Genomic DNA, 24776 nt, shown 5'->3' with positions numbered 1-24776 from the left:
GATTGGGCTCGCCCCCTGAGGTCGTTTGCCATGGACAGAACAGTCCTGTCTCCCGTCTGCGCGTTGGTTCTGGCTGGCCTGCTGTCAGCCTGCGGTCCGCCGCTCGGCTGGCAGAAGCCCGGAGTCACCCTGGCCGAGGCGCAGACCGACAGCCGGGACTGTGCCAACCTGGCACGAGACCAGGCCTTCCGCGAAAGCTTTTTCGGTTCGCCGTATTTTTACGGCGGCTATGGCACATGGCCGTCGCGCTTCGGGCCGTATCCAGGCCCCTACGGCTACCACGGCTACGATTCCTTCATGTGGCGCAGCCAGCGCGAGAGTGATCTGCAGAATTTCTGCCTGCGCGCCCGGGGCTACCATCTGGCGCCGATCGCGCAGCAATAACCGGGAGGTTCCATGTTGCGCAGCCTTGCCATTCTCTCGCTGTTCGCTGTTGCGGCCTGCGCGCCGACGACCGAATGGGAGCGGGCAGGCACGTCTGTGGTGCAGCGCCAGAGCGATGAGAAGGCCTGCCTCGATCTCGCCAACTGGCAGGCGCTGGACGAAAGCGACAAATCCAGGCCGATCTATCCGCCCTACCGGGATACGCAGTTCATCATCGGCGGCGAGGAGGGCGGCGGCGGCCTGACCTCTTCCTACAGCCGTCGCGGCGCCCGCGCCTATGAGCTGGCGGAATACTGCATGCAGCAGCGCGGCTATCACCTCGTGCCGATCGCGAAACAATGATGCGGCGCCTCGCTCCCCTGCTTCTGGCCCTGCTGGCCGCCTGCGCCACGACGCCGACCGAGTGGGTGCGTGCCGATACCGGCGCTCCGCAGCGCGACCGCGATTACCAGGAGTGCCGCGACATCGCCTGGAAGCAGGCACTGGATGAAAGTTCGTCGTCGCGACCGCTCTACCCGCCGTGGACCGGTACGGGTTTCAATACGTTCGGCGCGCCCTGGCGCGAACCGCAATCGCCGTCGTATTTCTCGCGCGGCCCGCGCGAGGCGGAGTTCACCGATTACTGCATGCGCGGGCGCGGCTATCGCCTGCAGATCCTCGTGTCACCGCGGTAAGGCCTCGGCCATCACGGCTTCAGCCTTGTGGCAGGCGACATAGCGGCCGTCTGCCAGCGCGCGCAAGGCAGGCATCGCGGCACGGCAATGAGCATCGGCATACTGGCAGCGCTCGGCAAGCGTGCAGCCGGGCAGCAACGCCGTCTGGCTCGGCGGATTGCCCTGCAGCAGGCTGCGGCGGCGGGCCTGGCCGAGCGGCGGCGGTGCCGGTTTCGGCAAGGCGGCCAGCAGCGCCCGCGTATAGGGATGTGCCGGCCTGGCGAAGATGGCGGCGGTGCTGCCCTGCTCGACGATGCGGCCGAGATACATCACGGCGACCCGGCTGCACAGATGATCGATCACCGCCAGGTTATGGCTGATGAACAGATACGTGATGCCCTGGCGCTGCTGCAGTTCGGCCATCAGGTTCAGCACCTGGGCCTGTACCGAGACATCGAGGGCGGATACGGCCTCGTCGGCAACGATCAGTTTCGGCCGTGTGATCAGGGCGCGGGCAATCGCGATGCGCTGGCGCTGGCCGCCGGAGAATTCATGCGGATATTTCTCCATGTCGCCCGCACGCAGTCCGACGGTCGTCAGGGCCTCGGCGATACGCTGGTGCCGTTCGGTACGCGGCAGCCGTTCCAGCACATCCAGCGGCTCGGCCACGATACGCTCGACCGTAAGGCGCGGATCGAGCGAACCGTAGGGATCCTGGAACACCATCTGGAAATCGCGCCGTGCGGCCCGCAGCTGCTCCGTTGACAGGGCATGGAGATCGCGCCCGGCAAACTGCATCCGGCCGCGATCGGGCTTTTCCAGCGCCATCACCAGCCGTGCCAGCGTGGACTTGCCGCAGCCGGATTCACCAACGATGCCCAGGCTTTCGCCGGCCTCGATGGTCAGCGATACCCCGTTCACGGCAAACACCTGCTGTGCCGCCGAAAAGGGCGTCGCCCGCCGCAACGTATAGATTTTGTGGATATCGCTGATATCGACCAGGGCGGTCATGGGATGGCCATGGCCTGGTTCAGGGTAACATCGGTGCGCCAGCATTCGGCGCGATGGGCCGGGCCGATGACGGCGGCGGGCGGAAATTCGGCGCGGCAGCGCGGCTCGACCAGGTCGCAACGGTCGGCGAAGGCGCAGGCCTTCGGCAGATCATGCAGATCGGGCACGATGCCGGGAATGGTGGGAAGCTGCGGCCGGGGATGCGGCTGGCCCGCTGCGATGCGCGGCATGGCCGAGAACAGCCCGCGCGCATAGGGATGCGCCATGCGGGCGAAAACCTCGCGCACCGGCCCGGTTTCAACGGCCCGCCCGGCATACATCACCAGCACGCGGTCAACCGTTTCGGCGATCACGCCGAGATCGTGGCTGATCAGCACCAATGCCATGCCGCTGTCATCCACCAGCCGGCGGATCAGGTCGAGGATCTGGCCCTGAATGGTGACATCGAGTGCCGTGGTCGGTTCATCGGCGATCAGGATGTCCGGGTCGCAGGCCAGCGCCATGGCGATCATGACGCGCTGGCGCTGGCCGCCCGACATCTGGTGCGGATAGGCATCCAATCGGCTGCGCGGGTTAGGGATGCCGACGCGGTCGAGCAGGTCGATAACGCGCTCGCGCGCCTGCTGGCGGCTCATACCCAGATGCAGCTGCAGCGGCTCGGCGATCTGGTCTCCGATACGATGCAGGGGATTCAGCGAGGTCATCGGTTCCTGGAAGATCATCGCCAACCGGTTGCCGCGCAGGGTGCAGAGCTCCTGTTCGTCTGCGGCCAGCAGATTGCGGCCGGCATAGCGCACCTGGCCCGCCGTGGCGGCGCCGTCCGGCAGCAGTCCCATCAGGGCCAGCGCGGTCAGCGATTTTCCGCTACCCGATTCACCGACGATGCCAAGCGTTTCGCCCTTGTTCAGCTCGAAGCTGATGCCGCGTACCGCCTCGGCCGGGCCGCGCGCGGTCTGCAGCGCAATGCGAAGATCGGTAACGGAGAGCAGGGGCGTGGTCATCGGGGTTGCTCAGCGCTGCCGCGACAGGCGCGGATCGGTCAGATCGCGCAGGCCGTCACCCAGCAGATTGAGGCCGAGTACCGAGATCGCGATGGCGAAGCCGGGGAAGACGGCGAGGAAGGGGGCGCGGAAGACCATGGCCTGGGCCTCGTTCAGCATGCGGCCCCAGCTCGGCGTCGGCGGCTGCGTGCCAAGGCCGAGATAGGACAGCGCCGCTTCGGCCAGGATCGCCAGGGCAAACTGGATGGTCGCCTGCACCACGATCACCGCCAGGATATTGGGCAGCACATGCTCGATGGTGATCCGGAAGCTGCCCTTGCCGGCACTGCGGGCCGCCAGGATGTAGTCGCGTGCCCAGATCGCGTTGGCCGAGCCGCGCACCACGCGGGCGAAGACCGGGATATTGAAGATCGCGATGGCGACGATGGAATTCATTGTGCTGGGGCCGAAAATGGCAGCCAGCATGATAGCCGAGAGGATCGCGGGAAAGGCGAAGGTAAAGTCGGCAAAGCGCATCACCAGTTCCTCGATCCAGCCGCGCCTGGCGGCCGCCAGCAGGCCGAGCGCGCTGCCCAGCACCAGACCGCCACCGACCGCCAGAACCCCGACGGTCAGCGAATTCTGCGCGCCGGCCAGAATCAGCGACAGCACGTCGCGGCCAAAGGAATCGGTGCCGAGCCAGTAATCGGCCGAGGGCATGGCCATACGGCGGCGGATATTGATGGCGGTCGGCGAATACGGCGTCCAGACCAGCGACAGCAATGCCATGCCCAGCACGAAGGCAGTCAGGGCCGCGCCGACCACGAAACTGCGGTGGCGGAGCGCACGTCTCAGAAAACTAGACATCATGCGCCTTCAGTCGCGGATCGATCACCGCGTAGAGCACATCGACGATGAAGTTCACCACCACCACCGTGAAGGCCAGGAGCACGACGGCAGCCTTGACCACCTCGATGTCGCGGTTGCTGATCGCCTGGAAGATCAGGCGCCCGAGGCCGGGCAGGGCGAAGACCTGCTCCACCACGATGGTACCGGTCAGCAGGTTGCCAAACTGCAGCCCGATCACGGTTATTACCGGAATGAACGCGTTGCGCAGCACATGGCGCCACAACACGGACTGGCGACTCAATCCCTTGGCCCGGGCGGTGCGCACGAAATCCTCGCGCAGCACCTCCAGTACGGATGAGCGGGTGATGCGGGTGAGGATCGCGGCCTGCACGGCGGCCAGCGAGAGACTGGGCAGGATTAAGCTTTTCGCGGCGGCCAGCGCGCCGTCACCCCAGCCGGGGAAGCCGCCAGCGGTGAACCAGCCGAGATTGACGGCGAAAAACAGGATGAGCAGCAGGCCGAACCAGAAATTCGGCAGTGAAATCCCGAGCTGGCTGATGGCCATGATGATGAGGTCGCCCGGCTTGTTGTGCTGGGCAGCGGCATAGACGCCGAGCCCGAGCGCCAGCACCACGGTCAGCAGCATGGCGCTGGCGGCCAGCGGATAGGTCAGCAGCAGACGCTCGGCGATCAGCGGCCAGACCGGCGTTTTATAAGCATAGGAGATGCCGAAATCGCCCGTCAGCAGATTGCCGATCCATAGCAGGTACCGGTCGAGGATCGGTCGGTCGAGGCCATATTCATGGCGAAAGACGGCAAGCTGCTCGTCGGTGGCATCGATGCCGAGCACCAGCAGGGCCGGATCGCCGGGCAGAATCTCCAGCACCAGGAACACGATCACCGACGTCGCCAGCAGGGTGGCGATCAGGGTGGCCAGACGTTTGAGCAGAAAGGTGGTCATTCCCGCGACGCCCCCGCAACGGCCCGCCGTCGCTCCGGCAGCCGGGCCAGCAGGGCGTGCCTGGCTTCCGGACTCATGGCGGGCCAGGCGCCGATCTCCTCGCCGGTGCGATAGCAGCCGCGGCACCAGCCGGTCTGCCGGTCGATGCTGCAGACCTTGGTGCAGGGCGAGGCCGGATCGGCAGTATCGAGGTCGGAAAGACCAAGGCTCGGAGCGTCAATCATGGCGAAAATATGGCGGGTTGCCTGCGGTCAGCGCAACCGGCAGGGCGGCCGAAAGCGCGGCCGGTTGCCGCAAATCTTGGCCGGGGACTTGAACCATGACCGGGGACACCCTTATCTAGCGGTCGCCGAGCGGCGGAGCCGCCCGCGCGCCAGGCAGGGGACGCAAAAAAACGATGATCGACATCAAAAATCTGGTCAAGCAGTTCGGACCCTTCACAGCCGTCGACAACATCAGTTTCACTGTTGCCAGGGGCGAAGTGCTCGGCTTCCTCGGTCCCAACGGTGCCGGAAAATCCACCACCATGAAAATGCTCTGCGGGTTCCTCAACCCGACCTCGGGCAGCATTTCGGTCTGTGGCCATGACGTCGAGGCCGAACCGCTGGCGGCACGCCGTGCCATCGGCTACCTGCCGGAAGGGGCGCCGACCTATGCCGACATGACGGCGCGCGGCTTCCTCGATTTCGTCGCCGATGTGCGCGAACTGGCAGGCAAGGATCGCGAGTGGCGGCTGGACAAGGTGATCGACCAGGTCAACATCAAGGATGTCCTGGACCAGCCGATCGACACGCTGTCCAAGGGCTACAAGCGCCGTGTCGGCCTCGCCCAGGCGATTCTGCACGATCCGCCGGTGCTGGTGCTCGACGAGCCGACCGATGGCCTCGATCCGAACCAGAAGCATGAAGTGCGCGGCCTGATCCAGGCGATGTCGCGCGACAAGGCCATCATCATCTCGACCCATATTCTTGAAGAGGTGGAGGCGGTGTGCAGCCGCGCCATCATCATCGCCCGCGGGCGCATCCTCGCCGAAGGCCGCCCCGAGGGCGCAGCTGGCTGGCGCATCGGCGAAGTTCTCGCCGGCCCCGGCAAACTCGATGCCGCCTTCCGCCAGATTACGCAAGCGCGCGCCGCCTGATCAGGATTGACGACCATGAAATCGATGCTTGCCGTTCTCCGCCGTGAACTCAGCGGTTATTTCTCCACCCCGGTTGCCTATGTCTTCATCGTGGTATTCCTGTTTACCGCGGGGATTTTCACCTTCTATCTCGGTCAGTTCTTCGAACGTGGTCAGGCCGACCTGAAGGCCTTCTTCCTGTTCCATCCCTGGCTCTATCTCTTTTTCCTGCCCGCCATCGCCATGCGGCTGTGGGCAGAGGAGCGCAAGTCCGGCACCATCGAGCTGCTGCTTACCCTGCCGATCCCGCTCTGGGCTGCCGTGCTGGGCAAGTTCCTCGCCGCCTGGGCTTTCACCGGCATTGCCCTGGCGCTGACCTTCCCGCTCTGGCTCACCGTCAACTGGCTCGGCAACCCCGATAACGGCGTAATTCTCGCCGGCTATATCGGCAGCCTGCTGATGGCCGGCGGATACCTGGCGATCGGCAGTTGCCTGTCAGCCGTGACCAAGAACCAGGTGATCGCCTTCGTGGTCGGCGTGCTGGTCTGCTTCATCTTCACGGTTTCCGGCGCGCCAATGGTGCTGGGCTTCTTCCAGGGCTGGGCGCCGCCGCTGATCGTCGACACCATCGCTTCGTTCAGCTTCCTGTCGCATTTCAATGCGATTACCGAAGGCGTGATCGACCTGCGCGACCTTGTGTTCTTCCTCTCGCTTATCGCGGTCTGGCTTTATGCCAATGCCGTCGTCGTCGATTTCAAGAAGGCGGGCTAAGTCACATGAAAACCGGCAGCAAAGCCCTTCTCACCGGCACCGGCCTGATCGCCGCCTTCGCCGTCTTCCTCGGCCTCAATGTCCTGGTCAATAACGGCCTGCGCGATACCCGCATCGATCTGACCGAGGCGCGGCTCTATACGCTGTCCGAGGGCACCCGCAATGTGCTGAAGGCGATCCCCGAGCCGATCACGCTGCGCTTCTTCTTCTCCGACAAGCTGGCGAGCAACGCGCCGCAGCTGAAACAATATGGCACGCGCGTGCGCGAGCTGCTGGAGCGCTATGCCGCGCTGGCCGGCGGCAAAATCCGCCTGGAAGTGATCGATCCCGAGCCGTTCACCGAAGCCGAGGATCGTGCCGTGCAGGCCGGCCTGCAGGGCGCCCAGCTGCCCGGCGGGTCGCTCTATTTCGGCCTGGTCGGCAGCAATGCGCTGGACCAGCAGCAGACGATCCCCTTCTTCCAGGCCGAGAAGGAACAGTTCCTCGAATACGATCTGACCAAGCTGGTCTACGCGCTGAGCAATCCGGCCAAACCGACGGTCGGCATCCTTGGCGCCCTGCCGCTGGAATACGGTCCGGGCGGTATGATGGCGGCGATGCGCGGCCAGGCCCAGCCCTATCTGATCCTCGACCAGATCAAGCAGTTCTTCCAGGTCAAGATGCTGGATGCCTCCAAGCCGGAAGAGATCGACGACAAGATCTCGACGCTGATCCTGGCGCATCCCAAGGACCTCAGCCCGCAGCTGCAGTATGCCATCGACCAGTATGTGCTGAAGGGTGGCCGGCTGATCGTCTTTGCCGATCCCTATTCGGAAACCATGGCGGCGATGCCCAATCCGATGACCGGCCAGCCGATGCCTGGCGGCGACCAGTCCTCGCTGCTGCCCGAGTTGTTCAAGGCCTGGGGCATCGAGATCGCGCCGGGCAAGTTCGTCGCCGACCTCAGCATGGCGCAGCGCGTGCAGACCGGTCGTTCCGGCGCCGCCGCGGTGGCCGATTATATCCCGTGGCTGGCGATTCCGGGCGAGCGGCTCAGCCAGGACGACGTGGTGACCGCGGAGCTGACGCAGATCAACACGGCTTCGATGGGCTCGATTCGCAAGTTAGAGGGCGGCACCACTACATTGACCCCGCTGATCACCTCGTCGAAGCAGGCGATGCTGATGGATGTTGCCGATCTGCAGGGCGATCCCAACCCGCAGGTGCTGGCCGAGAAGTTCAAGGCCACCGGCGAGACCTATGTGCTGGCCGCCCGGATCAGCGGCCCGGCCAAGACAGCCTTCCCTGGCGGTGCGCCGGCTGTGGAAAAGAAGGACGGCGACAAGCCGGCCGATGCCAGGCCGGCTGCAGCGCAGGTGACCGAGAGCGCCAAGCCGATCAACGTGCTGCTGGTGGCCGATGCCGATCTGCTGGACGACCGTTTCTGGGTCCGCACGCAGCAGATGATGGGCCAGAGCATGTATGTGCCGATTGCAGCCAATGCCGACCTGCTGGTCAATGCCATCGACAATATGTCGGGCTCGGGTGACCTGATCGGCCTGCGCAGCCGTGGCCGGTCGCAGCGGCCCTTCGAAATGATCGACAATATGCGCCGCGTGGCCGAGCAGCAGTTCCTGGCCCGCCAGCGTGCGCTGGAGCAGAAGCTGGAGACCACGCAGAAGCAGCTCGCCGACCTGCAGAGCAAAGCACAGGATCAGTCGAACGCCCTGCTCAGCGCGGAACAGGAGGCGGCGATCACCACCTTCCGCGACGACCTGCTGTCGACCCGGCGTGAACTGCGCGGCGTGCAGCGCGAGCTGAATCGCGATATCGAAAGCCTGCAATTTTTCGTCAAGTTCATCAATATCGGCCTGATGCCGCTGCTCGCCGCCCTGGTGGCGGTGGGACTGGCGATCGTGTGGCGCCGCCGCCGCATCCGCCGCGCCATCGAAGGCTGAAGCTTATCGTCGGAGTATGGCCATGAAGATGCGTAACAAGAGCTGGGCAGTCCTCGTGGCGGCTGCCGTGATCCTCGGCGGTGCCGGCTGGTGGGTCGCGGTGTCCCGCGACCAGGCCGCGCAGGCCGATTTCACGCCGAAGCCGCTGTTCCCGGGCCTGACCGCCAAGGTGAACGACGTTATGGGACTGGAGATTTCCACTGCCAAAACGATGTTCCGCATCGAGCGCGGCGCCACGGCCGATCACTGGACCATGCCGAGCCGGCAGGATTATCCGGTGCGCGCCGATCTGGTGCGCAAGAATGTGCTGGGCATTGCCGGCCTGGAGACCATCGAGCCGCGCAGCGACAAACCCGCGCATTACAATCTGCTGCAGGTGTCCGAGCCGGATCAGTACCAGCCGGTCGACGATGCGGCTAAATCCGACCCTGGCCCGATCTTGGTCCGTCTGGCCGACAAGGATGCCAAGGCGATTGCCGCCGTCATTATCGGCAAGACCCGCAGCTATCCCGCGGGTGGCAAGCCCGGTCAGCTGCAGGTGCGCAAACCCGACGAGGCGCGCGCCTGGCTGGCTCAGGGCACGCTCGAACTGCCGGCCGATCCGGTGCAGTGGCTGGTCAAGGACCTGATCAAGATCGACAAGACCCGCGTCGCCCATGCCACGGTAAAACATCCGGATGGCGAAGTGCTGCGGGTCGTGCGCGGACCTGAGAAGGCCGATGGGGCGCCGGTCGATTTCGTGCCGTCCGAGATGCCCAAAGGCATGAAGATCGGTTCGCCCTTCGATGTGAATGCCGTGGCTGGTGGTCTGGCCTATCTGGGTTTCGAGGATGTCGCCAAGGCGGCCGAGCATGACTTTGCCCGGGCGACGGTGACCGAGATCGTCACTCTGGATGGCGTGAAGGCGGTGGTGCGCACGATTCCGGCCGCCGATCACGACAAGAAATTCTGGCTCACCATTTCGGCCAGCTTCGACCCGGCGCTGGTCAAACCGGATGCTGCCAGGGACCTGCTGAAGCCGGAAGAGGCTGAAAAGCAGGTGAAGGAAGCGATGGCCCGCATCGATGGCTGGGCCTATCTGGTCAACGATTATGCCGCACGCGACCTGACCCGCCGGCTGAAAGACCTGATCGAGCCGGAAAAGAAAGACGAGCCCAGGAAGGGCTGATTGACCTCACGTTTGGAGGTGCCGCCATGACTGACCAGACCATGCAATTTCAGTCGGACGTGACCCGGCTGCTGCATATCGTTACCCATGCTCTATACAGCCAGAAGGAGATTTTCCTTCGCGAGCTGATCTCGAATGCTTCGGATGCCTGCGACAAACTGCGCTTTGCTGCGCAGACCGAGGCCGATTTGTGGGCTGGCGACACTGAACTCAAGGTCACGCTCACCCCTGACAAGGCCGCGCGCACGCTCACCATCGCCGATAACGGTATCGGCATGAGTCGCGACGAGCTGGTATCGAATCTAGGCACCATCGCACGCTCGGGCACCGGCGAATTCGCCGCAAAACTGTCTGGCGATGCCGCCAAGGATATGGCGCTGATCGGCCAGTTCGGTGTCGGTTTCTATTCCGCTTTCATGGTGGCATCTAACGTCGAGGTCATCTCGCGCAAGGCCGGCGAAACCCAGGCCTGGCGCTGGACCTCCGACGGCTCGGGTCAGTTCACCATCGGCGAGGCCGAGAAGTCCGGCCGCGGTACTGCGATCGTGCTGCACCTGCGCGAGGGCGAGGATGAGTTCTTCGAACCGGCGCGGCTGAGCCATATCGTCAAGACCTACTCCGACCATATTGCCCTGCCGGTCGTGCTGGAGGCCGAGGGCAAAAGTGAGACGCTCAACAGTGCCAGTGCGCTCTGGGCGCGCCAGAAAAGCGAAATCACCAAAGACCAGTACCAGAATTTCTACCATCATGTGTCGCATGCCTTCGATGATCCCTGGCTGACACTGCATACCCGGGCCGAAGGCAAGCTGGATTATACCCTGCTGCTCTTCATTCCCTCCTCACGACCGCATGACCTGTTCGATCCGGCGCGCAAGGCCATGCTCAGGCTCTATGTGCGCCGCGTCTTCATCACCGACCGTTGCGACGAACTGGTGCCGGCCTGGCTGCGTTTCCTGCGCGGCGTGGTCGATTCTGCAGATCTGCCGCTGAATGTCAGCCGCGAGATGCTGCAGCACAATCCGGTTCTGGCGCGGATCAAACAGGCCATCATTCGTCGCGTGCTGGGCGAACTGGAAAAGAAGGCCGGCAAGGACGCCGAAGCCTATAACGCATTCTGGGAAAGCTTCGGCGCGGTACTGAAGGAAGGCCTCTACGAAGACCCCGAGCATCGTGAAGTCATCCTCAAACTGGCGCGCTTTCGTTCGTCGCAGCGCGATGGCTGGGTCTCGCTGGATGATTACATCGCGGCCATGAAGGACGGCCAGAGCGCCATCTACGTGATCAATGGCGACCAGCTGGAGCAGCTCAAGCGCAGCCCGCAGCTTGAGGGCTTCCGTGCCAAGGGCGTCGAGGTGCTGTTGCTGACCGATCCGGTCGATGATTTCTGGCTGTCGGTGGTGCGCGACTATGCCGGCAAGCCGGTGAAATCGGCCAGCCGCGCCGGCGCTGATCTCGACGCCATTGCCGCATCCGCCGACGAAAAGGCACCGGAAGATAAGCCCAGCGAAGCCGCCATCGGCACGCTGATCGCCGCCCTGAAGCAGATTCTGGGCGAGGCGGTGAAGGATGTGCGGGAATCCAAGCGCCTGACCGACAGCGCGGTCTGCCTGAGTGCCGCCGAAGGGGATATCGACCTGCATCTGGAACGCTTGCTGCGCCAGCACCAGAAGCTTGACGCCGTCAGTGCGCGAATCCTGGAAATCAATACGACCCATCCGCTGATCAGGGCGCTGGCGGCCCGCGCCCAGCAGCCGGGTGCAGTCGATGCGCTGGCGGATGCGGCACAGCTGTTGCTGGACCAAGCCCGCCTGGTGGAAGGCGAGGCGCCTGCCGATCCGCTGCTGTTTGCCCAGCGGCTGGCCCGGTTGATGGAAAAGGCGCTGTAGCGCTGTTACATCCCGACCCGGCTGAGCGGCACCTCGGTGACGCCATAGCCGGCCGCTGCTGGAATGCGCAGATGCGGCTCGGCGAAGGATTCTTTGTCGAGTACCGGCATTACGTCGACGATGGTGTCCTGCTGGGTGATCGCAATTGCTTCGGCCATGCTGCTGGCGCGGGCCAGCTTCACCAGCTGCATGCGGGTGGCGAACACGATGGTGCGGGTTTTGGCTTCCCAGTCGTCCAGCGCGGCCTGCGCCCCGACCCATTCGGATTCGACCGATTCCGAGCCGTCATGCACACCGATCTGGTCCGCCGGCGCGGGTGCGAGGAAGAACCAGGTATCGAAGCGTTTGGGCATCACTTCCGGGGTGATCCAGTGCGCGAACGGGATCAGGGTATCGAGCGCGTAATCGAGGCCTTCGGCTTCCGCCATGTCGCGCAACGTCTTGTCGCCACGGTTGAGCGGCTCGCGCCAGTGGCCGAGTGCTTCGACACGGGATGCCGGCAGCAGGGCACTATCGCCCTTGGCCCGGGCCAGCAGCAAACCGGATTCCTCGAAGGCCTCGCGGATCGCGCCAAAGGCAAAGGGCGTCAGCGCAGGATCGAAACTGCCCGGCCGGGCATGGCGACCCATCAGCACCGGATCACTGTCGCCCTCGGCCAGCTTGCCGCCGGGGAACACCATGGCGCCGGACGCGAAATCGATCGCGTGATTGCGCTTGACCATGAAGACTTCGAGGCCGTCGGCGCCGTCGCGTACCATCAGCACAGTGCTGGAGGGCCGCAGCGCTGATTTGTCGTGGGCGGATTTTCTATCGCTCATCGGTGTTTCCCCGGTTTTCTTTTTTAAACGTTGCGACTGAGATAAACCTTGTTGCCGCCATGCGGATTGCGCACGAAGCCACGCTTGGTAAGCCAGGTGATGCCGGCCGCGTCCTGTTCCGGCCGCTGAATCTCGACGGCGACAAGGTCGAGCCCGCGCGCATGGAAAGTAGCGCAGTCGAGCAGCCAGGCGCCGAGGCCCTGGCCACGGGCTTCCTCCGCCACCACCAGTCGGCTGATCAGCAGGCTGCTTTGCAGTGGCAGCAACACGATGAAGCCATCGATGGCTGTGCGCCATTCGGCCACGAAAAGGTTTTCTTCTTTCTGCAGCGCCGCAAGGTCGAGTGCGACGGCATCGGCAAGCCCATGACGGGCGATCTCGCCCAGCCGCGGCAGGTCGTTGCGATCCGCCGGGCGCAGGCGATGCTCGATCCTGCTGCTTACCGGCATGAAGCGATTCTGGAAGAGGAGAGTTGCATCATATCAAAAGCTTCGGCCGTGAGGCTCAGCCTGTCAACTGCAGGGTTGTAACCATTGCAGGACCTGCGGGGCAGCAGCTATTGGCCGCCGCCCTTAATGTCAACGGCACCGATGATCTGGCCGACGCCGTCGTTGCTGAGCGTCTGCAGCATGACCACGGCCCCCTGGCGACTCCAGTCTATGCCGCCCAGGTCCGGCACGTCATAACTGGCGCTCTGGCCCTTCCAGCGCCCGAGATCGCCCCAGCTGCGGGCCACATTCAGATAGTTCAGCGTGCGGCCGGTATTTTCACCGCGTTCGATCGAGACTTCGTGCATGGCGTCATAGCGGCACAGCACCAGTTTGGCTTCACCCTGCCAGGCGGGCAGGGCCGCCACATGCACCTGCCAGGCGCCGGTTGTCTTGTTGCGGTTGGCCTGCATGGCAACATGCTGCTGCTTGCGCGCCTTGGCCAGCGCAGCGGCCACCGCTTCGCGGTCAGACCCGACTACGGCAAATTTCCCGTCCACCACCACCTGCGGGGTATAGATATCACGCTTGCCGGAATTGCGGGCGTAATCCTGCTGGCGTACGCCATGGCCCTTGCGGCTCAGCGTGTCCTTCCAGCCGAGATAATCCCAGTAATCGACATGCAGCGAGATCGGGATCACACCGGGCTGCTTCAGCCAGTCCTGCATCAGGGCATCGGCCGGCGGGCAAGAGTTGCAGCCCTGGCTGGTGAACAGCTCTAGCACCACAGGTTGCAGCGCGGCGGGTTGCTGCGCGAAAGCGGGTGTCGTAAACCCCAGCATCGTGAGCAGGGCAATCAGCATGCTCCTGTGAAAGGGGTGTGCGCGGTGTGAGGCAAGAAACGTCATGGGGGTCAAGCTAGGCATGCTGCCAGCCTACGACTACTCACGTTGCGGTGAAAGCTGCAAGACGTTGATCCAGCAAGCCATCGGGCAGCGGCATCAGACGCGCTGCATGGGTCCAGATCAGGGCCGCCTGAACGTTACGGCCGGGAAACACCTGTAGCAGCAGGCCGCGATACAGCGCCATCTGGTCCAGATAGGCCGGATCGACATCCGTCACTGCCCGCGGCGGCGGTCGGTTCGTCTTGTAATCGATGACGAGGACGCTTTGGTCGGTCACCAGCAGGCGGTCGACCTGGCCGACCACCAGCCTTTGACCGATCCGGCCGGCCAGCGGGGCTTCGGTGCGGGCGCCGGGCTGGAAGATGGCGGCAAAAGCCGGATCGCGCAGCAGCGCCATCACCTCGGCGTGCAGTGCCGCCTGGCTGGCGGCATCGAGACCATGCCCGGGATGGGCAAGAAACCGCCTGGCGGCGATCTCGCGGGTTTCGTCCGGTACATCGGGCAGGGTCTGCAGCAAACGATGGACCAGGCGCCCGCGCGTCAGCCCGGCGAGGCGATCGGGAGCAGTCGGACTGAGGGGGGCCGGGTCCGGGCGGCTCGGCTGCGACGGGCTGAGCGGACGAGGGGGAACCGGTTCCGGCGGGGCCGGCTGTCGCAGCCAGCCGGGGGTGGCGGCCAGAGGCACCATCACGGCAGTGGGCTTGGCATCGGCCCGGCTGTCCGGATTGGTTTCGAAGCGCCGGCCCTCATCGCCACAGGGTAGGGGGACGGTCTGCTGCGGCGCCAGCCGGTCGAAGCCGGCGGTCACCAGATCGTACCAGCTGCCCGGCGGCGGGCCTTTCTCGGCATTGCGGCTGCCGAGATAGCCGCAGACATAGAGCCGGTCGCGCGCGCGGGTGAGGGCCACATAGAGCAAGCGGCGATATTCCTCCAACTGCTCGGTCTGGCGCTGGCCGCGCAGGCTTGCCGTGATCGCGGTGTCGTTTTCCTTGCGCATGGGCCAGTAAAGCTGCGGCACGGCGCGTGCCGCAGCCGGGCCGGCAGCCTGCCCATGACGATGATTGGTCGGCGACAGAGGCGCCTCGCCCCAGAGCAGACCGCTGCTGCTCTGATCCTGCGGCAGGTCGCAGCTGTCGGGCAGGATCACGATGGGCGCCTCCAGACCCTTGGCGCCATGCACGGTGAGCACGCGCACCTCGTTGCGGCCCTGATCCAGATCGCGCTTCACCTCGCCGGCATGACGCGGGAACCAGCTCAGGAACCCCTGCAGGCTGGGTGCTGCCTCGCGTTCGTAAGACAGCGTGGCAGCCATGAACTCGTCGATCGGCTCGTTGGCCTGTGGTCCCAGCCGTGCTACCAGCCGGCGCCGTCCGCCGCCCGCACCAAGCAGCTCGGCATAGAGTGTGAAGGGCGTCACCAGATCGGCGCGCGACAGCCAGTGATGCAGTTCATCGTTGGCGGCGCGCCAGGCAGGATTTTCGTCGGCGCGGCGCTGCAGCTCATGCCACAGGCGCGGCTGCTGCCGCTGCCAGCACAAGGCGAAGAGGTCGTCTTCACTGAAATTGAACAGCGGGCCCTTCAGTACTGCGGCAAGCGTCAGGTCATCGTCGGGCAGCAGGCAGAAAGAGCCCAGCGCCAGCAGATCAAGCACGGCGATCTGTTCGGCCAGCTTCATGCGATCGGCACCGGCCACCGGCACGCCGGCGGTTTTCAGTGCCTGGACCATCGCCTCGAAGAATACATTGCGGCGGCGCACCAGGATCATCACATCGCCCGGCTGCACGCGGCGGCCGAGGCTGGGCAGATCCTCGCTGTCCATCCAGCGCCGAATCTGCTGGGCGATTTCATCGGCCAGCCGGCGGCGCGGGTCCCTGGCGCCGACATAATCCAGCGGTGCCTCCCAGGGTTCGCTCTGTGACTTCGGATCGGGCTTGAAGGGCGGCCAGAGTTCGATCCGGCCGGCCTCCTCGCGGCGCTTCGCCTTGTGCTGCAGAACCAGCCCGGATTCGACCACGCCGGGTTTGGCGGCGTCGTCGGCAAATACCGCATCCACCAGCTGCAAGACGGCCGGTGCCGAACGGAACGACATTTCCAGCGGGATGCGGGCCAGCCGCTCGCCCACCGCCTCGGCGCGGCGGCGGAATTCGGCATAGGTATCGAGGAAGGCCTGCGGCCGCGCGCCCTGGAAGCTGTAGATCGACTGCTTGACGTCGCCGACGGCAAATATCGTGCGGTGCAGATCGTCGCGCGCACCCGTGCCGCTGAAGAATTCCTCGGCCAGCGCGGCGACCACCGACCACTGGTCCGGGCTGGTATCCTGCGCCTCGTCGACCAGGATATGGTCGATACCGCGATCCAGCTTGAACATCACCCAGGGGACCTGGCTCGGCTCGACCAGCAGGTCGCGCGTGCGCAGGATCAGATCGTCGTAATCCAGCAGTCCTTGAGCGGTTTTCAGTGCGGTGTAGGACTCCAGCAGCTGCTCGCCCAGACGCAGCAGCATGGCGGTTGCTTCGGCAATCGTCAGCGCGTTGAGTTGCTGCTGCAGCGCGATCAGGCGGGATTGTTCTCTGGCCAGAATCTCGATGCAACCCGGCGCAGCCTTTTCGGTGGGCTTGCTCGCCAGCGTGACGCGGGGCTCGCCCTTGTCGGTGAAGAAGGCGGGCAGCCATGAAGCCTCGAAGGTTTCAGCCGTTGCATTCGCCGCCAACCAGTTGGCCAATGACTGGCCGAGTTTCCTGTCGTTCGTGCCTCCGTTGCACAAGGCTGCAACAGCGCGGCGCAGGTCGGCCAGCGGCATGTCGGCGATATGCTGGCGGATGGCCAGGTCGCGTGTCGCATCCGGCGGCAGGTCGAGCTGGGCATACAGGGCGCCGATGGCGCCCGATGCACCGCCATGGGCATCGAGCAGCAGCGCCAGATCGCGGCGACGGGTGAGCAGGGCTTTCAGCAGGTCGGCGAAGCGACTGTCATCGATACGGGCGGCGAAGAAGCCGATCACCGGCGCGAAGCCGGGATCGGTCAGGCTGCTGCCCAGCACCTGGGCCTGTGCGGTGGCGAACAGGTCGGCGGTCACGGCGTCATCAGCCACCTTGAAGCCCGGCGGTACCTGCGCTTCGACCGGGAAACGTTTCAACAGCGCTTCGCAGAAGGCATGCACGGTCTGCAGTCGCAGGCCGCCTGGTGATTCCAATGTGCGTGCAAACAGACGGCGGGCCGCGGCCATGTCGGTGTCTGCCACCGGCCGGCCGAGCAGCTCGAACAGGTCGGCTTTCAGAATCTTATCGGTCAGCGTGGTCCACTTGCCGAGCCGCTCGGTGAGGCGCAACTGCATTTCGGCGGCCGCCGCCTTGGTGAAGGTGAGGCAGAGGATGCCGCTCGGCCGCGTGCCCTGGAGAAGCAGTCGCGTGACACGGTCGACCAGCACGCGCGTCTTGCCCGAACCGGCATTGGCCGCCACCCAGGCCGACAGCGTGGGATCGGCGGCGCTGCGCTGGTTCATCTGATGCGCGCGCATCTCGGTGTCGGGGGCGGCGCTCATCCGTCCTCCCCGGTGCCTTCGGCGCGTTCGGCGACGCGGGCAAGGTGATCGTAGTCGCCCGGGTAATCGACGAATTGTGGCCGCGGTCGCGACAGATATGGAATTTTCTCGTCATCAAATCGCGCCACCCAGCCACTCAGCCGGGCCAGGGCCTCGCGCGCCAGATCGTCGGCCGGCGGAATCGGCGTACGGCTGGTGCCTTCGATGCGGCGCGCCTCGCCGGGTTCGGCCCCGCCGCCGAGACGGATATAGACCAGTTCGGCGATCTCGGCCGGGGCCAGGCCATCGAAGCCGCCGGCCCGCGCGATGGCGGCCTCGAGTGCCAGCTGCGGCGCCAGGCCGCTGTTGACCTGTTTGACCGAAGGCGGCTGCCCGGTCTTGTAATCCAGGATGGCCAGCTTGCAGTCATTCTGCGAGGCATCAATGCGGTCAGCCTTGGCCTTCAGGGTGAAAGCGCCGGCGGGCGCAGCGATTTCCAGCGCACCATCCTTCTCGAGCAGTACGGGGCGAAAACCGTCGTGGCGGCGCTGGCGTTCGTAAGCGAGAAACCAGCGCATGGCGCGTTCGAAGCGCGGCCACCACAGGGCGGCGATCTCCGGTCTTTGTAACCAGACACCGAACTCGGTGCGGCCAAGCTTGAGCAACTCAGCAAGCGCGATGTCATCATCCGGCAAGGTTGCAGGATAATGCTGCAGGAATTTTTCCAAGACAGCGTGAATCACATTGCCGCGCAGACGAGCATCGGGTGGCTGGTCGGGCGGATCGAGGCGGCGCAGATCGAGGATGCGCCGGGCATAGAGCGCATAGGGATCGCGGATCCAGGTCTCGATGGCGGTGACATAGAGTTCACGCGGCCGCGCCGCGACCGGCGGCGCCGGACGCGGCGGCTCGAAACGAAGGCTTTGCGCGGGCGTATCGAGCTGTTCGGCCCAGACGAGATACTGCGGCGCCAGGCTGGCCAGCCAGCCGGCATTCTTTTCCAGCAGGGCTTCCAGCCGCAGCAGCCAGCGCGCCGGTACGGTCGGCGTGCCATCCACCTTGGCGGCACGGGTCAGGATCACATCGTCGCCGCTGGCAGCCTGGACGAAATCATGCGCGGTCTGGCCGAGGCGGAATTCCGGTGAGCTGAGGCCCAGTGCCGCACGCATCGGCCGGCTCAGCCATGGGTCTTCGCGCGCCTGCGGCGGCCAGGTGCCCTCATTCAGGCCGCCGAGGATGATGCGGTCGGCCTGCTGCAGGCGGGCTTCCAGCAACCCCCAGATGGACAGCCGCGCATGGGCCTGCCGGCGCGGGCGGACCACCTGGCCTTCCAGCAATGCATCGAGCAGGCGCGGCCACTCTGCCGGCGTGACGGGGCCGAACTGATCGGCGGCAGCCAGAAGGTCGACGGTGAGCGCGTGCAGTGCCTCGCCGGAATCATGCTGCCAGAGCGGCGAAGGCTGGTCCGGCGCAACGGTCAGTGCCTCGGCGGCAATCACCTGTACCTGCAGCAGAGTCTTCAGGGCTGTGGGCTGCCTGTCTTCGACCAGTGGCTGCGCGATGGCGCTCAGCCGCGCCAGCGGTGGCAGGAGATCGGCGTCGCCGGCGAGATCGACTGCCAGTGCGGCGAGTCCGCTGGATGGCCGGCTTTTGCGCAGCAGTTTGCGTTCTATGCGGCGCGTCCAGCGCAGCAGGTCGGCCCGGTCCATGCCAAGCCGGCAGAAGGGGTGTTTCAGCAGGGCCAGCAGCGGGACGGCTGCGAAATCCTCGGCCACGGCGGCTGCCAGCAGGCGCAGAAATACCGCCGGTGCGGTCTGCAGCAAAGGTTGACCGGCGGAATCATCAACCGTGATGCCGTAGCGGGCCAGTTCAGCGGCGACGCGGCGGGCCAGCATGCGGTCCGGCGTGATCAGGGCGGCGGTCCGTCCAGGCGTTTCCAGCGTTTCGCGCATTGCCACCGCGATGGCCAGCGCCTCTTCGCGCGGTCCCGGCGCCTCGATGCGCTGCAAACCATGGAGCGCATCGCCTGATACCATGCCGCGCAGTTCGCGCCAGCGATGGGTTTCTGCAGGCGGCAGCAGAGCGGCGGTCAGCAGTGCCGCACGATTACTGGTCGGCGCGCCATCGCCGGAGCCGCTTTCCGGCCAGTCGATGACCTCGCCGCGCAAGACGCCCAGTGTATCCAGAAGGCGCGCCAGGGCATGCTGCGGATGGGTGGGTTCGGTATGAACGGCCGTCCAGCTCGCGTCGTCCAGCGTCTGGTCGAGTCCGGGTAGCACCACGCTGCCCTGCGGCAGGGATGCAATCAGTTTGAGCAGCCGTGCCGTGGCCGGAATGGTGCCGGTCGAGCCAGCCGCGATCACCGGATCTGCGGGCGGCGAGGTCTGCCAGTGGTCGATCCAGCGCTGCGTGGCACGTTGACGGTGTTCGGCACTGTCGCTGCGGTCCTGTTCGGCCTTGATCGCCGGCCAGGCCTCGCGGATCACCCTCAGGAAATCCAGTGTCAGTTGCCAGTGGCCGGCAAGCTCCGCCGGTACCAGATCGGGCAGGCGGTCGAGGCCGACTTCCTCGGTTGCGGCAGCATCGAGCAGATGGCCGAGTTCACGTGCCAGCCGCAGCGCGTTGGCGCTGTCGCCGCCGGCCAGCGTCGATGCCTGCACCAGCCGGGCCAGCAGCAGGCTGCGTTCCAGTGTGCCGAAGGGCAAGGCCTCGTCGCCGGCTTCGCCGATACCGCGCAGGTCGAGTTCATCCTCATCCACATCGCCGAGCGGCCGGATGGCCGGCAGCAGCAGGGCCATGCCATCGCTCTGGCGCAGGAAGGCTTCGGTCAGGGCACGGCAGGCACGCCGCGTCGGCAGCAGCACGGTGATGCGAGATACAACCAGGGGATCGGTGGCGTATTGTTGCAGAATGCCCCGCGCCAGCAGGTCGAGAAACGGCCGGCCCTGCGCGATGGTGTAGACCGTGGGTCTAGCCGGCGTGATCATGCAGGGCCGTTTCGGCTTGCTTCAAACCATCATGCGTACCGACATCCATCCATGGTCCGCGATGCACCAGACCATACAGGCGGCTGGCGGCAATGGCGCGATCGTAGAGGATGTTCAGCGAAAAAGCGCCGGCCGGCGCATCGCGGAACAACGTGGGTTGCAGGACCTGTACACCGGTATAGACGTAGGGGGCCATTGCATCGGCATCGCGCCGGACCAGACGGTTGTCCGCATCGAGGAAGAAATCGCCCGGCCCGCCATGACCATCGGCGCGTTCGCGTGGTTGCAGCAGCAGCAGGCCATCCATCTTCGTGGCGTCGAAAGCTGCTGCCAGCCGCTGCAGGGCCACCTCGCTACCTTCGTCGCGCCAGATCAGGTCGGCATTGACGGCGAAAAATGGCGCTTCGCCCAGCAGCGGCAGGGCCTTGGCGATACCACCGCCGGTTTCCAGCAACATGCCGGTTTCATCGGAGATGATGATTTCGATATCGTGGCGGGTGCGCAGATGCTCGCGAATCCTGCTGCCAAGCCAGTGGATGTTGACAATAGCGCGCTGGACCCCGGCTTCGACCAGCCGATCCAGGCAACGGTCCAGCAGCGTGCGGCCGGCCACCGCGATCAGCGGTTTTGGCGTATGGTCGGTGATTGGCCGCAGCCGGGTGCCCAAGCCAGCGGCCAGCACCATCGCTGTTCTTGGGGCGATCTGCGGCATCGGGGTCATGTCAGCCCAGCCCCGGCAACGGGCTGTGACGCTGCTCGGGCGACACCGTCGCATTGAGCCAGCCGCGCAGGTCGGTCAGGGCCGGATGGGCGAGGTCGCGCTCCACCAAGCCCCACATGCGCGACATGAAGGTCTGATATTGCTGTTTGCCGTCGCGCTTCCAGAGCCGGGTGAAGACGCCGAGAATGCGGATGTTGCGTTGCGCGCCGAGAATGGCATAGGCGCGGCGGAATGCGGCATCGTCCACGCCACTGCCGGCGATATAGCGTTGCAGCATGGCTTCGGCCAGGTCTGGCGAGACGTCGCGGCGCGCATCTTCCAGCAGCGACACCAGGTCGTAGGCCGGATGGCCGGCAACGGCATCCTGGAAATCGAGCAGGCCGAGACGCGCGGCGCCCTGGCGTTCTGGCAGCCAGATCAGATTCTCGGCATGGAAATCGCGCAGCACCAGAATGCGCCGGCCGGGTGTCGTTTCCAGTCCAACCTCCGGAGCGAGAATGCTCCAGAGAAAGCGAAAGGCCTGGCGCAATGACGATGGCGTATCACGCCCGGTCAGGGCCGGCAGATACCAGTCGATGAACAGTTCGGTTTCTGCAATCAGCCGGTCTTCGTCATAGAGCACAAGGTCGGCCGGTGCCGGATGACGGTGCAGGTCGAGGAGGAAGTCGATGGCGGCTTCATACAGCTGGGTTTCATCGCTGCCCTGTTCGAGCAGGCGGGCAAACAGATCGTCGCCGAGGTCTTCCAGCAGCAGGAAGCCGCGGTCGGCATCCTCGGCCAGAATGTGCGGCGCACTGTAGCCGAGCGACTGCAGGTGACGGGCGATACGCAGGAAAGGCCGCACATCCTCCTGCGGCGGCGGCGCATCCATCAATACGGCAGGTTTACCGTCGCGGCTGAGCCGCTCGTATTTGCGGAAAGATGCATCGCCGGCAAGTTTGGAACGCGCGGCATCGCCCCAGCCAGCGCGCTGCAGAAAGGCGTTAGAATGGGCGAGGCGATCAGGCATCGGCAGCATGGCTGAACTTAGCAGGCAAGTCGGCGAGGCGTTCCGCCCAGGTGGCGTTGCCCCGCAATTCGGCCATTCGCGGGCCATCCGCGTCGGTCATCAGCGACAGAGCCACGGTCAGCGCCGAAGCCGGCGTGTATGGTCCCAGCCGGTCTGGCCATTCGATCAGGGCGATGCCGTCATGCAAGGCCTCGTCGAGGCCGAGTTCATCCAGTTCGCGGGGATCGTTCACCCGATAAAGATCGAAATGCCACAGCATGGCTTTTGCGGTTTCATAGGTCAGCACCAAGTTGAAGCTCGGGCTCGGCACTTCGGTGCCGGCTTCGTTGCTCAGATGCCGAATCAGGGCGCGGGCGAAACAGGTTTTGCCGGCGCCGAGCGGCCCATCAAGCAATATCGCATCGCCGGACTGCAGCCGGTCGGCCAGCAGCATGGCCAAAGCGGCGGTCGCCGTCTCGTCGGGCAACTGGTAGCGGCGAATCGTCGGCATCGGTCGACTTTACTGACGGGTCAGCAGTGCTGCAATCGGGCCCGGCTCGGGCAGCGGATAGCGTGGCAGCAGGATATCGACGGCCTGCGCGCCATTGGCGCTGTCCAGTTTGAGCCGGGCGCCATGCAGGTCGAACAGGCCGCGCGCCACCACCAGCGAAAGATCGGCATTGATCCGCCGTTGCTCGGGCGCATCGACCAGATCGGCAAACAGCTGGCGCGGCTGTACCGGGCTTAATCCTCCGCTGTGGCATTCGATGCGCAGGCCGAGATGCGACTCGTCATCCGCCGACAGCGACAGGGCCACCCGGCCACCCTGCGGCGTGCCGTCCAGCGCCACCGCCATCACGCTGTCGAGTGCCTGGCGCAGGCGCTGGCTGTCGCCGATGATGGCGCCGCTGCCGTTGCGGGTCGGCAGGTCGAGCAGGATGGCGCGGTGATCGGCCAGTTCGCGCCACAGAGCTGCATCTTCGCGCCATAGCGTATCGAGCGACAGTTCGGCGGGCTCCAGGGCCATCTGGCCGACCTCGATGGTGGCGATGGCGATGATGTCATCCAGCAGGCGCAGCAGATCCCGCGAGGTGATCATGATATCGGCGCAGTATTCCTCCTGCCGGGCATTCATCGGGCCGAGGATGCCCTGTGCCAACACCTCGGTCATGCTGATCAGCGTCCCCAGCGGCGAGCGCAGGTCATGCGTAATGTTGCTGATAAAGGCCGCATTCATGCGGTCGGTACGTTCCAGTGCCTCGTTGCGTTCGCGCAGCGCGCGCTCGATGCGAATATTGGCGCTGACATCCAGATAAGTATAGAGCACGGCGCCATCGGGCAGCGGCACGGATGCATAGTCGATCACCGTGCCGTCGCCGCGTTCCAGCCGGCCACGTGTGCCCTTGCGGCTGGCGAAGCTGTCGATCAGACGTTCACGCAGCTGGGCCCAGTCCGGCCCGCGCTGCATCAGCGGGCGTGCCGCCTCCATCACCTCGGTGATATGCGGTTGGCGGTTCAGCATATCGGCATCGATCTGCCAGAGCTGGGCGAAAGCGCGGTTATACAGCGACAGCCGGCCATCGGAGCCATAGACGACGACAGCCTCGTAAAGGTTGTCCAGCGTGGCACGTTGCACGGCGATCATGGTGTTGGTGGCGCGTTCCAGGGTCAGTTGCCGCGTCACATCGTCATAGGCAAACAGCAGGCCGCCGGAAGGATAGGCGCTGATCACCAGACGGAGCGTCGAACCATCGGGCAGGTGGATCAGCTCCTCCTGCCGTTCGATCACCGTGGTGAATAGCGAAAGCTGGCTGCGTTTGTAGGATTGCCAGTCGATCTGCTCTGGCAGGCGGCGCTCGGCCCGCAACTGTTCGAGCACCTCGCCGAAGGTCGGCCGGGTTTCCAGCCAGGCTTCGTCCAGTTGCCAGAGCCGGGCATAGGCGCGGTTCCAGATCAGCAGTTTCTTGTCAGGCCCGTAGATCGCCGTGGCCGTGGAGATGGTGCGCAGCACCTCCATATGGGCTTCCATGTGGCGGCGAAGCTGGCCGCGCGCATCGGCTTCCGGCGTGATGTCCTGGCCGAAGCCGAGCGTACCTTCACCAATCGGCAGTTCGAAGATGCGGTAGTTGCGGCGGTCGCCCTCGGCCACGAAGCGGCGCTCCTGCGACTTCAGAGTGGCGGCGGCCCGGGCGGCCAGCGCCAGATCGCGCGGCTGGTCCAGATCATGTGCCGAGGCCAGCTCGAGGCCGCGTTCGATAGCATCCTGCGTCGTGGTTTCGGCCATCAGCGCATAGCGTGCATTGACCCAGAGCAGGCGGCCTTCGCCATCGCGGCGCCAGATCGGAAACGGCGCCGCATCGAGCAGGGCACTGGCTTGCGCCTCAGCCCGCCGCAGATGATCTACTTCCGCGGTCAGGCTATCGAGGCGCTGCTGCAGAGCGGCAGCAGCCTTGCGTTCGCCATCGCGCGCAATGACGGTCGCTGCCACCTCGGCCTCGGCGCGGCGCAGCGTCTCGCGCAGGCCGCGGGCGCGCCAGGCCTGCCATCCGGCGAGGCCGGCTGCTGCAGCGGCCAGCGCCGTCAGCCACCAGACCTCGTTCACGCGTTTTTCTCCGGTATTTTAGACATTCATGGCCCCAGACATGGGGCCACTATCGGCCAGCCCGGAGGCTCAAGACAAGGCGTTAAAAAC

The 24776-nt window shown here is 65.2% G+C and carries 22 protein-coding genes; 8 read left to right on the top strand and 14 right to left on the bottom strand.

Features of this window, described 5'->3' with window-relative positions:
• The first annotated feature begins 30 nt into the window (after positions 1-30).
• Genes OJJ21_RS21810 through OJJ21_RS21800 form a run of 3 tightly spaced genes read left to right on the top strand, consistent with a single transcriptional unit; the run spans position 31 to position 1058 of the window.
• The gene (locus tag OJJ21_RS21810; protein WP_297689826.1) at positions 31-384 is read left to right on the top strand and encodes a hypothetical protein; all 354 of its coding nucleotides are present in this window, start codon (positions 31-33) and stop codon (positions 382-384) included.
• A 12-nt stretch (positions 385-396) separates the two neighbouring features.
• Positions 397-726 (top strand): hypothetical protein, encoded by a 330-nt coding sequence (locus tag OJJ21_RS21805; protein ID WP_297689825.1) that lies wholly within the window; start codon positions 397-399, stop codon positions 724-726.
• On the top strand, positions 723-1058 hold the full coding sequence (locus OJJ21_RS21800) for a hypothetical protein (RefSeq protein ID WP_297689823.1): 336 nt from the start codon (positions 723-725) through the stop codon (positions 1056-1058). The genes OJJ21_RS21805 and OJJ21_RS21800 overlap by 4 nt, the downstream gene beginning before the upstream one ends.
• Here OJJ21_RS21800 and OJJ21_RS21795 read toward each other — a convergent pair.
• The 5 genes from OJJ21_RS21795 to OJJ21_RS21775 are packed head-to-tail and all read right to left on the bottom strand — an operon-like array spanning position 1047 to position 5062.
• On the bottom strand, positions 1047-2048 hold the full coding sequence (locus OJJ21_RS21795) for an oligopeptide/dipeptide ABC transporter ATP-binding protein (RefSeq protein WP_297689821.1): 1002 nt from the start codon (positions 2046-2048) through the stop codon (positions 1047-1049). The genes OJJ21_RS21800 and OJJ21_RS21795 overlap by 12 nt on opposite strands.
• On the bottom strand, positions 2045-3049 hold the full coding sequence (locus OJJ21_RS21790) for an ABC transporter ATP-binding protein (RefSeq protein WP_297689819.1): 1005 nt from the start codon (positions 3047-3049) through the stop codon (positions 2045-2047). Before OJJ21_RS21790 ends, OJJ21_RS21795 begins: the two co-directional genes overlap by 4 nt.
• 9 nt (positions 3050-3058) lie before the next feature.
• Entirely contained in the window at positions 3059-3898 is an 840-nt protein-coding gene (locus OJJ21_RS21785) for an ABC transporter permease (RefSeq protein WP_297689817.1), read from the bottom strand.
• Positions 3888-4838: an ABC transporter permease gene (locus OJJ21_RS21780; RefSeq protein ID WP_297689815.1), complete on the bottom strand. Its 951-nt coding sequence runs from the start codon at positions 4836-4838 to the stop codon at positions 3888-3890. The genes OJJ21_RS21785 and OJJ21_RS21780 overlap by 11 nt, the downstream gene beginning before the upstream one ends.
• Complete coding sequence (locus OJJ21_RS21775) at positions 4835-5062, bottom strand: DUF1289 domain-containing protein (RefSeq protein WP_297689813.1); 228 nt, start codon at positions 5060-5062, stop codon at positions 4835-4837. Before OJJ21_RS21775 ends, OJJ21_RS21780 begins: the two co-directional genes overlap by 4 nt.
• A gap of 173 nt (positions 5063-5235) precedes the next feature.
• On the opposite strand from OJJ21_RS21775, the gene OJJ21_RS21770 reads away from it, so the two are divergent.
• The 5 genes from OJJ21_RS21770 to htpG are packed head-to-tail and all read left to right on the top strand — an operon-like array spanning position 5236 to position 11717.
• Positions 5236-5976: an ABC transporter ATP-binding protein gene (locus OJJ21_RS21770; protein ID WP_297689811.1), complete on the top strand. Its 741-nt coding sequence runs from the start codon at positions 5236-5238 to the stop codon at positions 5974-5976.
• A gap of 15 nt (positions 5977-5991) precedes the next feature.
• Positions 5992-6726 carry an ABC transporter permease subunit gene (locus tag OJJ21_RS21765; RefSeq protein ID WP_297689809.1) on the top strand — a complete coding sequence of 245 codons (735 nt, stop codon included), beginning with the start codon at positions 5992-5994 and terminating at the stop codon, positions 6724-6726.
• 5 nt (positions 6727-6731) lie between these two features.
• A complete protein-coding gene (locus OJJ21_RS21760; protein ID WP_297689807.1) occupies positions 6732-8663 on the top strand; it encodes a Gldg family protein in 1932 nt (643 codons plus the stop codon).
• A 22-nt stretch (positions 8664-8685) separates the two neighbouring features.
• Positions 8686-9831: a DUF4340 domain-containing protein gene (locus OJJ21_RS21755; RefSeq protein WP_297689805.1), complete on the top strand. Its 1146-nt coding sequence runs from the start codon at positions 8686-8688 to the stop codon at positions 9829-9831.
• 26 nt (positions 9832-9857) lie between these two features.
• The gene (gene htpG / locus OJJ21_RS21750) at positions 9858-11717 is read left to right on the top strand and encodes a molecular chaperone HtpG (RefSeq protein ID WP_297689803.1); all 1860 of its coding nucleotides are present in this window, start codon (positions 9858-9860) and stop codon (positions 11715-11717) included.
• Between the two features lie 5 nt (positions 11718-11722).
• On the opposite strand, the gene OJJ21_RS21745 is transcribed toward htpG, so the two are convergent.
• The 9 genes from OJJ21_RS21745 to OJJ21_RS21705 all read right to left on the bottom strand — a co-directional run bounded on the left by OJJ21_RS21745 (position 11723) and on the right by OJJ21_RS21705 (position 24686).
• Entirely contained in the window at positions 11723-12535 is an 813-nt protein-coding gene (locus OJJ21_RS21745) for a hypothetical protein (protein WP_297689802.1), read from the bottom strand.
• A gap of 23 nt (positions 12536-12558) precedes the next feature.
• A complete protein-coding gene (locus OJJ21_RS21740) occupies positions 12559-12984 on the bottom strand; it encodes a GNAT family N-acetyltransferase (RefSeq protein WP_297689800.1) in 426 nt (141 codons plus the stop codon).
• Positions 12985-13091: 107 nt separating this feature from the next.
• Positions 13092-13826: a DUF1223 domain-containing protein gene (locus tag OJJ21_RS21735; RefSeq protein WP_297689798.1), complete on the bottom strand. Its 735-nt coding sequence runs from the start codon at positions 13824-13826 to the stop codon at positions 13092-13094.
• A gap of 82 nt (positions 13827-13908) precedes the next feature.
• A complete protein-coding gene (addA, locus tag OJJ21_RS21730) occupies positions 13909-17409 on the bottom strand; it encodes a double-strand break repair helicase AddA (protein WP_297689796.1) in 3501 nt (1166 codons plus the stop codon).
• A complete protein-coding gene (gene addB / locus OJJ21_RS21725) occupies positions 17406-20375 on the bottom strand; it encodes a double-strand break repair protein AddB (RefSeq protein ID WP_297689794.1) in 2970 nt (989 codons plus the stop codon). Before addB ends, addA begins: the two co-directional genes overlap by 4 nt.
• Positions 20359-21096, bottom strand: coding sequence for a nucleotidyltransferase family protein (locus OJJ21_RS21720; RefSeq protein WP_297689792.1), 738 nt, complete (start codon positions 21094-21096; stop codon positions 20359-20361). Before OJJ21_RS21720 ends, addB begins: the two co-directional genes overlap by 17 nt.
• Position 21097: 1 nt before the next feature.
• Positions 21098-22114 carry a phosphotransferase gene (locus tag OJJ21_RS21715; RefSeq protein WP_297689790.1) on the bottom strand — a complete coding sequence of 339 codons (1017 nt, stop codon included), beginning with the start codon at positions 22112-22114 and terminating at the stop codon, positions 21098-21100.
• On the bottom strand, positions 22098-22595 hold the full coding sequence (gene tsaE / locus OJJ21_RS21710) for a tRNA (adenosine(37)-N6)-threonylcarbamoyltransferase complex ATPase subunit type 1 TsaE (protein WP_297689788.1): 498 nt from the start codon (positions 22593-22595) through the stop codon (positions 22098-22100). The genes OJJ21_RS21715 and tsaE overlap by 17 nt, the downstream gene beginning before the upstream one ends.
• A 9-nt stretch (positions 22596-22604) precedes the next feature.
• Positions 22605-24686: a PAS domain-containing sensor histidine kinase gene (locus tag OJJ21_RS21705; protein WP_297689786.1), complete on the bottom strand. Its 2082-nt coding sequence runs from the start codon at positions 24684-24686 to the stop codon at positions 22605-22607.
• Positions 24687-24776: the final 90 nt, after the last annotated feature.

Origin of the sequence: Ferrovibrio sp. (genome assembly GCF_025869515.1) — a bacterium.
Classification (GTDB): Bacteria; Pseudomonadota; Alphaproteobacteria; order Ferrovibrionales; family Ferrovibrionaceae; genus Ferrovibrio.
Note: the sequence above shows the minus strand (reverse complement) of the source record. Positions and strands in the feature narration are given on the sequence as shown.